We start from the raw sequence: 13,909 nt of genomic DNA, 5'->3' as shown, positions 1-13,909 counted from the left end.
ACTAATTTTAAATGAAAATTAATCCACTGCGAATTATTAAAAACTTATCCATAGTTTTAAAGTAACTTTGTACTTCTTTTGTTGACTAATCAACTAGGTAAAAAATTCATAAATTTTGAGATAACTCATATGGCTGAGAAAAAAGTAACCATGTTAACGGCATTTAAAACTATTATATGGCCAAGAAGAAATTTGGTGTTTATAGGTTTATTATTAATTGCCGTAAGTAAAACAGCAAGTTTTGTTCCTGCATACGCATCTAAATACCTGTTCGATACTATTCTGCCGGAAAAAGATGTGCCTACACTAAAACTTTTAGTCTTTATTGTTATAGCCGCTATTTTAGTACAAGCCGCTACTTCATTTTTACTAACTTATATTTTAAGTGTACAGGCACAGTACCTAATATCGGAATTACGTGCTCAGGTACAGAAGAAAGTGTTATCGCTGCCTATTCGGTTTTTTGATAATGTAAAATCAGGCGCTCTTGTTTCTAGAATTATGACCGATGTTGAAGGTGTTCGTAATTTAATTGGAACAGGGTTAGTAGAATTAGTGGGAGGTACTGTTACCGCTGTTGTTTCTATAGTTTTACTATTGAATATTAGTCCTGCTATGACCTTATTTACTTTTGTTCCTCTGGCGATTTTTGGGGTAATTGCAATGAAAGCATTTAAAATTATAAGACCTATTTTCAAAAATCGTGGTAAAATAAATGCTGAAGTTACAGGCAGACTCACAGAAACCTTAGGTGGAGTGCGTGTTATAAAAGGATTTAATGCCGAAGCTCAGGAACATAAAATATTTGAAGCTGGTGTAGATGAACTCTTTAAAAATGTAAAAAAGAGTTTAACCACCACGGCCTTTATGACAAGCTCTGCTACTTTTTTAATCGGTTTAGCAACTACTGGGGTAATGGGTTTTGGAGGTTACAAAATTATTCAGGGTACGCTTACTACGGGTGAGTTTTTAATGTTTACCATACTATTGGCACAAATGATTGCGCCTATTGTACAAATGAGTAATATTGGAAGTCAGTTAACCGAAGCGCTTGCAGGCTTAGACCGTACCGAAGAGTTAATGAATATGACCCCAGAGTCCGACGAGGAAAATAGAACTATTGTTCTAGATAAAATTAAAGGAGATATTGTTTTTGATAATGTTTCTTTTGCCTACGAGGAAGATAAAGAGGTATTGCATAATATAAATTTTGAAGTAAAATCAGGAAACGTAGTTGCGCTTGTGGGTAGTTCAGGTTCTGGAAAATCTACCATTGCTGGATTAGCCGCTACTTTTTTAAATCCGCAGTCTGGTACAATTACTGTTGACGGTGAAGATGTTTCCAAAGTAAATTTAAGCAGTTATCGTAAAAATCTTGGTGTGGTATTACAAGATGAATTTTTATTTGAAGGCACTATAAGACAAAACATTATTTTTCCAAGACCAGACGCTACGGAGGAAGAAATACAAGCTGCTGTAAAATCTGCCTATGTAAACGAATTTACAGACCGATTTGAAAAAGGTTTGGAAACCTTAATCGGAGAACGTGGTGTAAAATTATCAGGGGGGCAACGCCAAAGAATTGCTATTGCCAGAGCAGTATTGGCCAATCCTAAAATACTAATCTTAGATGAAGCTACCTCTAATTTAGATACCGAAAGTGAAGCTTTGATTCAGAAAAGTTTAGCCGCTTTAACCGAAGGAAGAACAACATTTGTTATTGCACACCGATTAAGCACTATTCGTAAAGCCAATCAAATATTAGTAATCGAAGATGGTAGAATTGCAGAGCAAGGCACACATGATGAGCTAATTGCTAAAGAAGGTAGGTATTATAATCTATTTACGTATCAAGCGAGGATATAAAACTAAAAAGCCCTTAATTTAAAGATTAAATTAAGGGCCTTTTAAAGTATTTTATTTCATTAACTCTCAGGAGCTAGTTCTATTTCAAGACCATCCATTTCTTCGGATATATGCAACTGGCAACCTAGTCGGCTATTATCTTTTACATAAAATGCCTCTGCTAACATAGCATCTTCATCATCCGATTTAGCAGGCAACTCCGTTTCACTAAGCACATAGCATTGGCATGATGCGCACATAGCCATTCCACCGCATACTCCTATGGTTCCTTCTGGGGCAAGTTCATAAGCTCTAACCAGTTCCATAATATTCATATTCATATCGGTTGGGGCATCTACTTCGTGAGAAACACCATCGCGGTCTATGATTTTTATTTTTACATCGCTCATGTAATGCTATTTTTTAAATTGTTTGCAAATTTAGATAGTTTATCCCTTTAAAAGAATAAAATGTCTGCAGCTTTAACAACTTTAAATAATTTGTGATTAATCTATACTTTTGATTACTGCTTTTTCTGCTTCTTTTTTACTACCATCAAAACCAGTAACGCCACCTACAGTAGTATATTTCATAACGTACTTTTTATCCGGAAAAATTCTTTGAAACGCACTCTGACACATTAAAGTTGCTTCATGAAATCCGCATAAAATAAGTTTTAATTTACCTGGATAGGTATTTACATCACCAATAGCATAGATTCCTGGAATATTAGTTTGGTAATCAAAGGTATTTACTTTTATAGCATTCTTTTCTATTTCAAGACCCCAATCACCTATTGGTCCTAATTTTGGAGATAGGCCAAAAAGTGGAATAAAATGATCCACTTCTAATTCTATTTGTTCTTGAACCTCAGCAGTCTTAAGAATATTTACAGATTGTAATACCCCATTACCGTTTAAAGAAACAATTTCAGCTGGAGTTATTAGGTTAATCTTGCCTTCGTTTTTAAGTTTTTGCACTTTCTCAACAGAATCTAGCGCTCCACGAAATTCGTTTCTTCTATGTACCAAAGAAACTTCTGATGCTACATCGGCCAAAAATATACTCCAATCTAAAGCCGAATCTCCACCGCCTGCAATCACTACTTTTTTATTGCGATAAACTTCTGGATCTTTAATAAAATAGTTAATACCCTTATCTTCAAATTTTTCGATATTGTCTAATAAAGGTTTTCTTGGTTCAAAGCTTCCTAAACCACCAGCAATTGCCACTATCGGCGCTTGGTGTTTTGTGCCTTTATTTGTAGTAACTATAAACGTGCCATCTTCTAGTTTTTCTATAGTTTCTGCTCGCTCTCCTAAAGTAAAACCAGGTTGAAAAGGTTTTATTTGCTCCATTAAATTATCCACTAAATCGCCAGCCAACACCTCCGGGAATCCGGGTATGTCGTAAATAGGTTTTTTAGGATAAATTTCTGCGCATTGTCCACCAGCTTGGGGCAAGGCATCAATTAAATGGCATTTTAGTTGCAGTAATCCCGCCTCAAAAACGGCAAAAAGACCCGTAGGTCCTGCGCCGATGATTAGTATATCTGTCTTAATCATTAAAATATAAAATTTATCAAGGCCATAAAATTACCTCTTCATATGCATATAAATCCTGATATTTATCAGTTACGCTAAGCTATATTAATCACTTCTTCTATCTGTGGAGCATACTTTTTTATGGTCATTTCCACACCACTTTTTAAGGTCATTTGGTTCACAGAACAACCCACACAAGCCCCTTCTAACTTGACCTTTACAGAAGAACCATTATCTATGGATATTAAGGATATATCTCCTCCATCGCTTTGTAAAAAAGGACGAATTTCTTCTAATGCTTTTTCAACATTCATTTTTAGCTCTTCCGATGTCATAATTATTTCTTTTTAACAGCAGAACAGCCCGCCATTGTTGTTATTTTAATTGCTTCAGTTGGCGGTAAACTTTCGTTTCTGTTTACCACTTCTTGAACAACGTTTCTTGTAATTTCTTCAAAAGCAGCCTCAATTGGAGTTGCTGTTTGCATAGCCGCAGGCCTTCCAACATCACCAGCTTCACGTATACTTTGTACCAAAGGTAATTCTCCTAAGAAAGGAACTTTTAAATCTTCCGATAAATGTTTTGCGCCTTCTTTTCCGAAGATATAATATTTATTGTTTGGCAACTCTTCAGGAGTAAAATAAGCCATATTTTCTATAATACCCAAAACAGGCACATTAATAGAATCTTGCTGAAACATAGCCACACCTTTACGTGCATCAGCCAAAGCTACTTCTTGAGGTGTACTTACGACTACAGCACCAGTTATTGGCATAGCTTGCATAATGCTTAAATGAATGTCTCCAGTTCCTGGAGGAAGATCTATTAGCATAAAATCTATTTCGCCCCAATGCGCATCAAAAATCATCTGATTTAGAGCCTTGGAAGCCATTGGTCCTCTCCAAATTACTGCCTGATTTGGCTGTGTAAAAAATCCGATTGATAATAGTTTTACGCCGTAACTTTCTACAGGTTTCATTTTTGATTTGCCATCTATGGTTACTGCCAATGGTTTTTCCATAGCAACATCAAACATAATTGGCATTGATGGCCCATAAATATCCGCATCTAAAAGTCCAACCTTAAAGCCCATTTTTGCCAGTGTTACCGCTAAATTAGCAGTAACCGTAGACTTTCCAACACCACCTTTTCCAGAAGCAACAGCTATTATGTTTTGAATACCTGGAATGGCCTTACCTTTAATTTGGTTTGCCTTAGGAGCAGATGAAGCTACAGGTGCTTCTACCTTTACATTGATTTTTATCTTGGCTTTTTCATAAACTTCTTTATGAATTATTTTAAGAATCTCTACCTCTGTTTTCTTACGTGCTTGTAGACTAGGGTTGGCAATGGTAAGATCTATCTCTACTTCATCACCAAATATTTGAATATTTTTTACAGCTCCACTTTCTACCATGTTTTTACCTTCGCCAGGAACGGTAATTAACTCTAAAGCTTTTAGGATATCTTTCTTCTCTAATTTCATGCTAACAATTCTTTTTCAGTTTTTATTAAAACTGATTCTAAATTGCAAAGATACAGTATAGAACGGATATTAAGAAAGGTTGAAATTGAAATAAAAAATGATTGAATAAAATTATTTTATGCGGAAATTTAAATCTGCTACAACTAATTTTAACCTTGAACCCCTAATTCCAAATAGGGATCCCAAAAGTGCTTTTCTAAGTTCTGAATTTGATTATCTACAATTTTAACCCCTTCAGATTCTAAGAGCTGTTGCATAAGATTTATCCCATCAAAATGATGCTTACCCGTCAACAAGCCTTGTTTGTTTACTACTCTGTGTGCTGGAACATCATCCATTAAATGTGAAGCATTCATGGCCCATCCTACCATTCTGGCACTACGCGCAGCCCCTAAATATTTTGCAATAGCCCCATAAGATGTAACTCTACCAAAAGGTATTTCACGAGCTACATCGTATACTTTTTGAAAGAAATTTTTGTTTTCTTCTTTCATGGTTAACTATTAAATATCCGAACTAAGGTAACAACAAATAAAAGCGACATTAAACCACTTAATATGTAGTTAGAGTTTCTTGAGAAGGTATTATTCTTTGTTTCTAATTTATAAAAATAAATAGTATACAAATACAAAACTGTAAACGTACCTAAACCTGCGGCTAATATGAAAATAAGTATATCAGAAACCTCAAACTTGATCCAGCCAGAGGCTTTCCACATAGCGTTTAATCCACTATAATAAGGGATGGTTAAAAGGTTCAATGCAGCCAACAAAACACCTTTAAAAAAACTGTTTTTCTTACTTACATTGAGTACTTTTTCCTTTTGAGGTTTATTCCTTCTAGCAAGCACGAAAAAATAAATGGCAAAAAATGCAAAAACAACTAAGGCAATTTTTAATAAAACAGTAACAACTTCAGGATGATTATGTAAATATTTTGAAATTAGTACGGCAACATAAGCTTGCAGCATTATCATAGTAGAAACCCCTAAACTAAAAATGATACCGTTTAACTTTCCTTTTTCAACACTCGTTTTTGCCGCGTTCATGTTTAATAACCCAGGAGGCACAGTTGCCATAAAAGCAGCTGAAAAGGTTACAAAAAATAGAATGAGCAAATGAGTCATTGGTTAATTGACTTTAAATTGTACAAAGGTGATTGGTTTTCCTTTTTCAAGATACTGATTTTCGTAGAAAGTTTGAATATTTAAAACTTCTTTTGGACTACCCTCATTCTTATATACATTATGGTTCGCATAAATAACTTCTAGCCCTAATCCATGCAATAAGCCCAAGGTATAACCATGCATAAATTCACTATCGGTTTTTAAATTTACAACTCCCTCATTATTCAGGATTTTATTGTATTTGTCTAAAAACAATTTATTGGTAAGTCTATGTTTTGTGCGTTTGTATTTTATTTGAGGATCTGGAAAGGTTATCCAGATTTCTGAGATTTCGTTTTCCTCAAAGAGTTTATCTATTAATTCTATTTGAGTTCTTAAAAACCCAACATTAGTTAAATTTTCCTCTTTTGCGGTTTTTGCACCTCTCCAGAATCTAGCCCCTTTTATATCTACTCCAATATAATTTTTGCGCTTATTTTGTTTTGCTAGACCTATGGTATATTCTCCTTTACCGCAACCTAATTCTAAAACAATGGGATTATCATTCTTAAAAAATGTATTCCATTTTCCTTTCAAAGAAAATAAATCATTTTGAACCTCTTCCCTATCAGGTTGTACAACATTATTAAATGTTTCGTTTTCTTTAAACCTTTTAAGTTTGTTTTTACTTCCCACTATTCCATTTTTTATTTCGCCGGCAAAGCTATGAAAATCTTACCTTAAGATTGTTGGAAGATAAATTTATAATGCACAAAAAGAATACACTTATAATTACTTTGCGATAACGGGTTGGCTTTTACTTTTTTCTAGTGTAAAAGAAAATTCTGAACCAACACCTAAAACACTCTCTACATATATTTTTTCATTATGCGCTTCAATAATATGCTTTACTATTGCTAAACCTAACCCTGAGCCACCTTCCTCTCGACTACCACTTTTATCTACGCGATAAAAACGCTCAAAAAGTCTGGGTATATGCTGTTTTGCAATCCCTTCTCCATTATCTGTTACTCTAACAATTACTTTGTTTTTGATTAAATTTTCAACACTCACTTCTGTAGTTCCATTTTCATGGCCGTATTTAATGGAGTTTACCAAAAGATTGGTAATTACTTGCTGAATTTTTTCTTTATCCGCATTCACCATTATTGGTTCTGGATATTTCATATCGAAAGTAAGTGTGATTTTTTTCTTGGCGGCCTTCATTTCTAATAGGTCAAAAACACTTTGTATTAACTCCACTATATTAAATTCAGCAACTTCAATATGCAAATCACCAACTTCTAATTTGGTAATTAAATCAAGATCTTTTACAATATATATTAAGCGGTCTACCCCTTTGCTTGCTCTTTGAAGGTATTTTTTTCGTAATGTTTTATCATTAGCGGCACCATCTAAAAGTGTTAAGATGTACCCTTGCACAGTAAATAAAGGTGTTTTTAATTCGTGCGAAACATTACCGATAAAGTCTCGTCTGTATTCTTCTCTAATTTTTAGGGTGTCTATCTCTATTTTTTTGTCTTTCGCAAATTTTTCAATTTCCGCCGTTAACGAACTCATATCTGTAGTCACCGTTCTTGAAGACAGTGTAGAAGACTCTAAAAGCGAGACATCATCATATATTCTTTTAATTCGTTTATAGATAAATTTTTCTACCCTTAACTGAATAACAAAAAAACATACAGTAAAAATACAAATACTGGACAACACCAAAAATTGCCAATCAAAAACCTCTTTAAACCATAGAAAAATGGTTAACAAAATAAATAAAACAATGGTAATAAATAACGCAGAGCGTAAAGCAAATTTATATGACTTTTTAAATAGTATCGCCATTATAAAATAAACTTATACCCAACTCCCTTTACTGTTTTAAAATTATCATCACCAATTTTTTCTCGTAGTTTACGAATATGAACATCTATAGTTCTTCCGCCAACCACAACTTCATTACCCCACACTTTGTCTAAAATAACTTCTCTTTTAAAAACTTTATTGGGCTTGGATGTTAATAGCGCAAGTAACTCAAATTCCTTTCTTGGTAGTGTAAGTTCTTCGCCATTATTAATAATTTTATACTCTTCGCGGTTTATAATAATATTCCCCACCTTAACTATATCATCTAGCGGAGCTTCTTCTTCTTTTAATCTTCTTAGCAAGGCTTTAACTTTGCTTACCAAAACTTTTGGCTTTATTGGTTTTGTTATATAATCATCTGCACCTGCATCAAAACCTGCAACTTGAGAATAATCTTCGCTTCGAGCCGTTAAAAATGTGATAATGGTATTTTCTAATCCTGGAGTTTGTCTAATAATTTCGCAAGCCTCAATACCATCCATTTCAGGCATCATAACATCTAAAATAATAAGATGCGGTTCCTTTTTTTTAGCTTTGGCAACGCCTTCCACACCATTCTTAGCAGTAAACACTTCATAACCTTCTGCTGATAAATTATAGCTTAATATCTCTAGAATATCTGGCTCGTCGTCTACTAATAATATTCTAATGTCTTTTTTCTTCATTAGGTTTTTAAATTGATTATTCGCTCAAAGTTAAAGATAATACAATTACAACTAAGGTAGTTAACGTTGATTTAATATGATAACATTAAGGTAACATTATGAAAATAAATGTTTAACAAACAGGTAACATGACCTTTACAACAAGTACGTTCCTTTGCGCAAAATTCAAAATACACTAATGAGACTATTATTTTTAAGTTTATTTTTTATAGCTACAACTGCATTCACGAATGCTCAAAGCAACGGAAGCATTGTAGGTAAGATCATTGACAAAGAAGCAAATGATGAGCCCTTAGCATTTGCAAACATTCTTATAAAAGGCACAACTAAAGGTACTACTTCAGATTTTGATGGACTTTATGAAATTGATAACGTAGAACCAGGAACCTATACTTTAAGTTTTAGTTATTTAGGTTATGAAAGCATAGAAATTCCAAATGTAATTGTAGAGAGTGGCAAATCAACAACAATAAATGTATCAATGACCGCCAGTGAAGGAATGTCATTAGATGAAGTTGTTGTTACTACCACAACTAAAAAAGATACTGAATCAGCACTTTTATTGGATCAGAAAAAAGCAGTTGAAATAAAGACAGCCATTGGTGCTCAAGAACTTGCAAGAAAAGGTGTTAGTGATGTAGCAACTGCTGTTACTAAAACAACAGGGATTTCAAAACAAGAAGGATCTGGAAGCGTTTTTGTTCGTGGTTTAGGTGACCGTTATAATATGACAACTTTAAATGGATTACCATTACCGTCTAATAATACAGCTAAGAAAAATATTGACCTTGATATTTTCTCTACAGACATCGTTGAATTTATTGGTATAGACAAAACTTATACTGCACGGAATTATGGTGATTACGCGGGTGCAAATATTGATATCTCTTCAAGAAACTATAAAGGTGATGGTTTCCTACAATTAGGTGCTGGAATCGGTGGAAATACAGAAGCGTTAGGTCAGAAAGATTTTTATTTAAATGATGGTCCAAATTTTACAGGTTTTTACACTAAAAGTCAGCCTAAATTTCCATTAAATAATTACAATTTTAGAACTAGTTGGGATAGAACAACAGCTCCTACCCCAACAAATAGCAGCATTTCATTAAAAGGAGGTGATTCTTTTCAAATAGGAGAAGAAAGCAGACTAAACTTTTTTGCTGTAGCATCTTTTGATAATGATTACACTTATAGAGAAGGTATTAGTAGAGCAAATGTCACTACATCAAACATCATAAGAAAGGATTATGATTTTATTTCATATAACTATAACACAAATACTACCCTAATGGGAAATATTGGGTTTGCAAAAAACAACAACAAAATTAGTTTAAACTCTTTATATGTAAACACTTCAAGTCAAAGTCAAGAAGAATACACAGGTGTTGTAGACGCTTTTGATAACGCTCCAAATGGTGGTGCTTTTGCACAACGCGCAGAGTTTGAAAGAACATCACTTTTTGTAAATCAATTGTTAGGAGATCATAAATTTGGTGAAAAAATTGATCTTAATTGGGGAATATCATACAATACCATACTAAATACAATTCCTAATAGAAGACAAAATATCGTTACTCCAGAAAATTGGGATGAACCAAATGGTCCAAAATCATTCGTACAAACATTGAGTGCTGGAGATAATAATAGATTTTACGGTGAACTAAACGAAAATGAAGCTGCGGCAAACATTTCTGGAACCTATAAGTTTAAGGAAAATACTGAAGAAGCAAAGTTCGATGGTAAACTTACATTAGGTTACAGTGGAAGAATTAAAGACGTTGCATTTGAGGCTACCCAGTTTAACTTTAGAATAAATAGAAGAGATCAAAACAATAATCTAATAGATCAACCAATAGTTGAAGATGTTCATAATTTAGATGCATATTTTAATCAGGAAAATTTAAACAACGGATTATTTAGCATTGTAACTTTTAGAGGTGGCTTAGGTGTTCCTGGCGTATTAGATCCTCAAACTTATGATGGTACTCAAGATATTCATGCAGGATTTACAAACCTAGAATATTCTTTTTCTCCAAAATTTACAATTTTCGCTGGTATTAGAGGAGAAAAAATTAACCAAACAATAACTTGGAGTACTGCTATCGATCCTGTAGGAGACACAAGCAAATTTGACACTTTTCAAGTGCTACCAAGCTTATCGTTAAAATATGAATTAAATGAAAAGCAAAACTTAAAATTTGCTGCAAGTAAAACGTATACCCTGCCGCAATTTAAAGAAAGAGCTTTATTCCTATTCGAAGAAGTAACACAATCTACAATTGGTAACCCTGCGTTATACGCTTCAACCGATTATAATGTGGATTTTAAATGGGAGCTTTTCCCAAAATCAACAGAATTAATCTCAGTTGGTGCATTTGGAAAATATATACAAAATCCAATAAATGATGTTACCATAAACTCAGCTTCTAATGATATTAGTTATGTAAACTCTGGAGATTGGGCGCATGTATTAGGAGCAGAACTTGAAGTGAGAAAAGACTTGTTCAAAAAAGAAGTAGAAACTGAAGATAGTTTCTTGACCAATTCACTTTCTGTTGGTTTAAATGCATCCTACATGTATACAAATCAAGAATTAAATGGCGCAAAAGTAGCTGAAGAAACTGCTGCTTTTGATGTATTGCCACTTAGTGCAAACTTTACCAATGAAGAAGGTAGGTTAACAGGAGCTTCTGATCTATTATTGAATGGCGATATTAGTTTCTTTAAACAATTTTCGAGTGACAGAGATTTACAAGCAACTTTAGCTTATAACTATTTCTCTGATAGAGTTTATGCTATTGGTATTAATGGTAAAGGAGATTTAATAGATCAACCCGTTAGCAGTTTGGATTTTATTCTTAAAATGAATTTGAATAAAAGAATAGGTTTAGGGCTTTCAGCTAAAAATATTACCAACCCTATGATTGAAAGAATTCAAGATGTACAAGATGTAGTTGTACAATCCTATAGAAAAGGTAGCCAGTTTAAATTATCGTTATCATATAACTTTTAAATAATGTAGAAATTACTTATTAGTAATTTCTAGTTAACAAAGACTTAAGATTGACAGTCTAAATTCGCATTAAATAAAATAAAAAACAATGAAGACAAATTTTAAAAAATTTTTACTGCTGATTGCAACTGCCGCATTCGTAGTTTCATGTAACAAAGATGACGACAATCCGAACACAGCCAATAATGGAATTCAAGATGGCGATGAAACAGGTATAGATTGTGGTGGATCTACTGGTGTTATTTGTACTGTAAATGATGTACTAGAAGGCGAACTAACTGGGGAAAAAACTTTAGATGCTTCTATTACTTATAAACTAACAAGTTCTTATATTATAAAAAGCGGTGGTAAACTTACCATTCCAGCAGGTACAGTTATAAAAGCAACTGGAGGAACTAGTGCATATATTGCAGTTTCTCAAGGCGGACAAATATTCGTTAATGGTACTTCTTCAAGTCCTGTAGTTATGACTTCAGGAGAGGCTTCTCCTGCACCAGGAAACTGGGGTGGTTTAGTAATTGCAGGTAACGCACCAACAAACAAAGGCACAGCTGTTACTTCTGAAGTTGGAGGATTATCATACGGTGGTACTAACGCAGCAGACAATTCAGGTTCTATTAGATATTTAAGAGTTGAATATACTGGTGCAATTTTTACGGCTGATAAAGAATTTAACGGTATATCATTATTTGGAGTAGGTTCTGGAACAACCTTCGAATACGTACAATCGTATAATGGTAGTGATGACGGAATCGAGTTCTTTGGTGGTACTGTTACTGGTAAATATTTAGTTTCTACCAATTCTGAAGATGATGGTATTGATTTCGCTGATGGATGGCAAGGTAACGGTGAAAACTGGTATATTACTGGTGCTGCTAAAGCGGGTATCGAAGGTTCAAACAATGGTGACAATGGTGCTATAACTCCAATGACTACTACAACACTTGAAAACATTACCGTAGTAGGCCCTGTTACTGAAGGTGCATTATACTTTAAAGAAGGTGGAGGGAAATTCACAATTGATAACTTCTATGCAAGTGGTGTAAATTTAGGTGTAAAGGTAAAAGATACTGATACCGATGCTGCCGCAAGAATTGAAGCTAATGATTTAAAAATTACAAAGTTACAATTTGCAAATACAGATGCCTCATTAGTAAAAACTGATTACACAGGAGCAAATCAATCATTTTTTACCGAAGGTGTTGCAACAGGTGCAGGTTCAGGAGCAGCTGCTCCAGACTGGACTGCTGGTTGGACAAAAGGATTAAGCAATAGTGCTGCTGCATCAGAAAATTTACAAGGAGATATTACTTCTGATATTACTTTAAATGCAAGTGTTGAATACTTATTATCAAGTGCTTTAGTGATAAAAGATGGTGGTAAACTTACTATTCCTGCAGGTACAGTTATAAAAGCTTCTGGTGGAACAAGTGCTTATATTGCCGTTTCTCAAGGTGGTCAAATATTTATAAATGGAACTGCAACGAACCCTGTCGTTATGACTTCAGCTAAAGCAAATCCAGCTTCAGGTGATTGGGGAGGATTAGTTTTAGCAGGAAAAGCACCAACAAATAAAGGAACAGCCGTAACTTCTGAAGTTGGTAGTCTTGCATATGGCGGAAACCTTCCAGAAGATAGTTCAGGTTCTATTACCTATTTACGAGTGGAGTACACTGGTGCAATTTTTACAGCAGATAAAGAATTTAACGGAGTATCATTATTTGGAGTAGGCTCTGGAACAACTTTCGAATATGTACAATCTTATAATGGTAGTGATGACGGAATCGAGTTCTTTGGTGGTACTGTTACTGGTAAATATTTAGTTTCTACCAATTCTGAAGATGATGGTATTGATTTCGCTGATGGATGGCAAGGTAACGGTGAAAACTGGTATATTACTGGTGCTGCTAAAGCGGGTATCGAAGGTTCTAACAATGGTGATAATGGCGCAATTACTCCATTAACTACTACAACTCTTAAAAATTTAACTGTTGTAGGTCCAGTTACTGAAGGTGCATTATACTTTAAAGAAGGTGGAGGGAAATTTACTATTGAAAATTTTTACACCTCAGGCATTAACTTAGGTATTAAAGTTAAAAATACAGATACTGATGCTGCTGCAAGAATTGAAGCTAATGATCTAAAAATAACGAACATTCAATTTGATGCTACAGTTTCTGGATTCTTAGTTACAGATTATGCTGGAGCAAATCAATCATTCTACACTCAAGCCACAAATACAGGAGCAGGTAATGGTGCAGCTGCACCATCATGGACTACTGGATGGACTAGATTTTAATTAAAAAATTGAATACCAATCTTAAAACCCCACTTTAAAGTGGGGTTTTTTATACTATTAAATTCAGATATCCT

At 34.0% G+C, this 13,909-nt stretch carries 12 protein-coding genes; 3 read left to right on the top strand and 9 right to left on the bottom strand.

Going from position 1 to position 13,909, the window contains the following annotated elements; translation table 11 throughout:
* The first annotated feature begins 129 nt into the window (after positions 1–129).
* Positions 130–1,866, top strand: coding sequence for an ABC transporter ATP-binding protein (locus B8963_RS06085; RefSeq protein WP_084060504.1), 1,737 nt, complete (start codon positions 130–132; stop codon positions 1,864–1,866).
* 59 nt (positions 1,867–1,925) lie between these two features.
* Here B8963_RS06085 and B8963_RS06080 read toward each other — a convergent pair whose 3' ends face one another.
* The 9 genes from B8963_RS06080 to B8963_RS06040 all read right to left on the bottom strand — a co-directional run bounded on the left by B8963_RS06080 (position 1,926) and on the right by B8963_RS06040 (position 8,523).
* Entirely contained in the window at positions 1,926–2,255 is a 330-nt protein-coding gene (locus B8963_RS06080) for a 2Fe-2S iron-sulfur cluster-binding protein (protein ID WP_084060503.1), read from the bottom strand.
* 96 nt (positions 2,256–2,351) lie between these two features.
* A complete protein-coding gene (locus B8963_RS06075) occupies positions 2,352–3,410 on the bottom strand; it encodes an NAD(P)/FAD-dependent oxidoreductase (RefSeq protein ID WP_084060502.1) in 1,059 nt (352 codons plus the stop codon).
* 74 nt (positions 3,411–3,484) lie between these two features.
* Positions 3,485–3,724 carry a NifU family protein gene (locus B8963_RS06070; RefSeq protein ID WP_084060501.1) on the bottom strand — a complete coding sequence of 80 codons (240 nt, stop codon included), beginning with the start codon at positions 3,722–3,724 and terminating at the stop codon, positions 3,485–3,487.
* 2 nt (positions 3,725–3,726) lie between these two features.
* Positions 3,727–4,875 carry an Mrp/NBP35 family ATP-binding protein gene (locus B8963_RS06065; RefSeq protein WP_084060500.1) on the bottom strand — a complete coding sequence of 383 codons (1,149 nt, stop codon included), beginning with the start codon at positions 4,873–4,875 and terminating at the stop codon, positions 3,727–3,729.
* A gap of 149 nt (positions 4,876–5,024) precedes the next feature.
* Complete coding sequence (locus B8963_RS06060; RefSeq protein WP_084060499.1) at positions 5,025–5,369, bottom strand: MGMT family protein; 345 nt, start codon at positions 5,367–5,369, stop codon at positions 5,025–5,027.
* A gap of 2 nt (positions 5,370–5,371) precedes the next feature.
* Positions 5,372–6,001 carry a LysE family transporter gene (locus tag B8963_RS06055; RefSeq protein WP_084060498.1) on the bottom strand — a complete coding sequence of 210 codons (630 nt, stop codon included), beginning with the start codon at positions 5,999–6,001 and terminating at the stop codon, positions 5,372–5,374.
* Positions 6,002–6,004: 3 nt separating this feature from the next.
* Complete coding sequence (trmB, locus tag B8963_RS06050) at positions 6,005–6,676, bottom strand: tRNA (guanosine(46)-N7)-methyltransferase TrmB (RefSeq protein WP_084060497.1); 672 nt, start codon at positions 6,674–6,676, stop codon at positions 6,005–6,007.
* 96 nt (positions 6,677–6,772) lie between these two features.
* Complete coding sequence (locus tag B8963_RS06045) at positions 6,773–7,837, bottom strand: sensor histidine kinase (RefSeq protein ID WP_084060496.1); 1,065 nt, start codon at positions 7,835–7,837, stop codon at positions 6,773–6,775.
* Positions 7,837–8,523, bottom strand: a complete 687-nt coding sequence (locus B8963_RS06040) for a response regulator transcription factor (RefSeq protein WP_084060495.1) — start codon at positions 8,521–8,523, stop codon at positions 7,837–7,839. The genes B8963_RS06045 and B8963_RS06040 overlap by 1 nt, the downstream gene beginning before the upstream one ends.
* Before the next feature lie 178 nt (positions 8,524–8,701).
* Here B8963_RS06040 and B8963_RS06035 point away from each other — a divergent pair, with 178 nt between their 5' ends.
* Complete coding sequence (locus B8963_RS06035) at positions 8,702–11,536, top strand: TonB-dependent receptor (RefSeq protein WP_084060494.1); 2,835 nt, start codon at positions 8,702–8,704, stop codon at positions 11,534–11,536.
* 88 nt (positions 11,537–11,624) lie between these two features.
* Positions 11,625–13,835: a hypothetical protein gene (locus B8963_RS16005; protein WP_200810819.1), complete on the top strand. Its 2,211-nt coding sequence runs from the start codon at positions 11,625–11,627 to the stop codon at positions 13,833–13,835.
* Positions 13,836–13,909 lie beyond the last annotated feature (74 nt).

Origin of the sequence: Cellulophaga tyrosinoxydans (genome assembly GCF_900176415.1) — a bacterium.
Lineage (GTDB): Bacteria > Bacteroidota > Bacteroidia > Flavobacteriales > Flavobacteriaceae > Cellulophaga > Cellulophaga tyrosinoxydans.
The sequence above is the reverse complement of the archived record's forward strand: the minus strand, read 5'-3'. Positions and strand labels throughout refer to the sequence as shown.

What these genes read in the sequence shown, in the direction of transcription:
- B8963_RS06085 (WP_084060504.1), top strand. Translation starts at nt 130, where the DNA reads ATGGCTGAGAAAAAAGTAACCATGTTAACGGCATTTAAAACTATTATA.
- B8963_RS06055 (WP_084060498.1), bottom strand. Translation starts at nt 6,001, where the DNA reads ATGACTCATTTGCTCATTCTATTTTTTGTAACCTTTTCAGCTGCTTTT.
- B8963_RS06070 (WP_084060501.1), bottom strand. Translation starts at nt 3,724, where the DNA reads ATGACATCGGAAGAGCTAAAAATGAATGTTGAAAAAGCATTAGAAGAA.
- B8963_RS06075 (WP_084060502.1), bottom strand. Translation starts at nt 3,410, where the DNA reads ATGATTAAGACAGATATACTAATCATCGGCGCAGGACCTACGGGTCTT.
- B8963_RS16005 (WP_200810819.1), top strand. Translation starts at nt 11,625, where the DNA reads ATGAAGACAAATTTTAAAAAATTTTTACTGCTGATTGCAACTGCCGCA.
- B8963_RS06045 (WP_084060496.1), bottom strand. Translation starts at nt 7,837, where the DNA reads ATGGCGATACTATTTAAAAAGTCATATAAATTTGCTTTACGCTCTGCG.
- B8963_RS06040 (WP_084060495.1), bottom strand. Translation starts at nt 8,523, where the DNA reads ATGAAGAAAAAAGACATTAGAATATTATTAGTAGACGACGAGCCAGAT.
- B8963_RS06035 (WP_084060494.1), top strand. Translation starts at nt 8,702, where the DNA reads ATGAGACTATTATTTTTAAGTTTATTTTTTATAGCTACAACTGCATTC.
- B8963_RS06065 (WP_084060500.1), bottom strand. Translation starts at nt 4,875, where the DNA reads ATGAAATTAGAGAAGAAAGATATCCTAAAAGCTTTAGAGTTAATTACC.
- B8963_RS06080 (WP_084060503.1), bottom strand. Translation starts at nt 2,255, where the DNA reads ATGAGCGATGTAAAAATAAAAATCATAGACCGCGATGGTGTTTCTCAC.
- B8963_RS06060 (WP_084060499.1), bottom strand. Translation starts at nt 5,369, where the DNA reads ATGAAAGAAGAAAACAAAAATTTCTTTCAAAAAGTATACGATGTAGCT.